This window comes from Mesorhizobium sp. M1A.F.Ca.IN.020.06.1.1, assembly GCF_004023265.1.
Lineage (GTDB): Bacteria > Pseudomonadota > Alphaproteobacteria > Rhizobiales > Rhizobiaceae > Mesorhizobium.
In genome coordinates this window covers 1-1,696 of record NZ_RZSR01001139.1, presented here as the reverse complement: position 1 = coordinate 1,696, position 1,696 = coordinate 1, and the positions used below count along the sequence as shown (strand labels likewise).

Annotated in this window: 2 pseudogenes; both read right to left on the bottom strand. The window is 63.0% G+C overall.

What is annotated here, in order from left to right:
- A pseudogene (locus EOA60_RS31805) lies at positions 1 to 129 on the bottom strand (AhpC/TSA family protein); the annotation flags it as partial.
- 19 nt (positions 130 to 148) lie between these two features.
- Positions 149 to 1,696: pseudogene (locus tag EOA60_RS31800) on the bottom strand (adenylate/guanylate cyclase domain-containing protein); the annotation flags it as partial.

Sequence of the window (1,696 nt, the reverse complement as noted above, 5' to 3'; positions counted from 1 at the left end):
AACCAGCACCGGTTTTTGTCCGCGGAAGTCGTCAAGCGCGATCTTGCCTTCCTGGGTTATGGCGTCGAGCACCACGTTCGGCGCACGATCGCCCGGTTGAAGCGGTACCAAGTCAATACGCGCGGACATTGTTCAACCTCCCACCCGGCTAGTCGAGAAAAGGCAGCACCACAAGCGCTTCCGGGTCTAGCCCGTGCTGGGCGCATATACCCTGCGCCAGGGAAAAGTAGCGTTCGGCCTCGGCCAAATTGTCGAGGTCGAGATTAAGCGTTGCCAGACCATCATAGCACGGAAACAGCAGTTGGGGTTCACTCGTTTCGCGCGCTACGTCCAGTGCTTCGTGGAACAAGCCAACCGCCAGTTCCGGACGACCATTGCACTGGTGGATCTGCGCAAGCACGATCAACGGCACCGGCAGATGCTCGCGCTGGTCGAGTGCCCGGTCGATCTCGATGGCCTTCTCGGCAGCAGGCACGCCCTCCGTTGGGCAACGATCCGTGAAAGTACAACAAGCAACCGCCAGGTTCGCGAGGAGGCGCGCCTGAAAGCCCGAATCACCAATATGGCGCGCCACTTCAAGACCGCGCCGACAGACCTTTATCGCCTGTGCCGGATCGATGGTCGTGTAAAGCACGCCGAGATTGGTGTAGCCGCGGCAGGCCGTGCCCAGCAGACCGGCGGCTTCGGCCAGTTCAATGCTACGCTCGATCTGGCGCACCGCTTCAAGGTTTCGCCCAAGGCGAGCCAGCGCGACAGCCTTGGTGTTGAGTGCCTCGGCGGTCACAAGAGTGGCGTCACGCCCTTCCTCGGAGACATGCTCCGTTGTCAGAGTGCGTACGCCATCCAGCGCCGCGTCTGCCCATTTTGCTGCGCGAGCGTGATCTCCGCCACGGAACGCCTGTCGGCCACGTTCTTGCCACAGCTGCGCCTGCTCGATCGGGGCATCCGCTCCTTCGAGGAGCGCTGCGGCTTCAGCATAGCGGGTTTCTGCGTTGTCCCGCTTGCCGACGTCCCAGAGCAGCCGACCGATCTTGCGCAAAACTCGTGCCGACGCGACGCGATTGCCTGACTCGCGATATGCCTGCAGCACCGTTTCGTAGTGCTGGTGCGCGACCTCGCGGCGGCCCACCGGGCCGCTCAAATCGGCAATGCGCTCCGCGATTGCCAGCTTGAGCGGCGTTTGCCCGATCGCGCCCAACGCAGCCAGCGCTCGCTCATAGAAACGAAGGGCGTCGTCGTTGGCGTATATCATGCGAGCGCGATCGCCCGCCGCCTGCAAGTAATGCGCGCCTTTCTCCCGCTCCGCGCTCTGCGCGAAATGATGACCGAGCACGGTCAAATCCTCGAGCCGTTCCGGCTTGTCGCCACACAGCTGCTCCAAGGCGGCACCGACCCGCCCGTGGATATCGGTCCGGCGTTGCAACAGCAGATTCTGGTAGATCACGTCCTGCAGCAACGTTTGCGTAAAGCGGTAGCTTGGCGACGAGATCGAGCCTGATCCGGCGACCTCCTCGATGATTTCGGCATCGCAAAGCAGTTCGCAGCCGGCTTCCAAGCGGCCGGGTTCGGCTGTCACGGCTTTCAAAAGTGTGGCATCGAAACGCGGGCCGATCACCGCGGCTTCCTGGGCCAACCGGCGCACCTCCTGGGGCAGCCGGTCGACCCGGGCAAGCAGCATTGCCTGGATAGTGGCGGG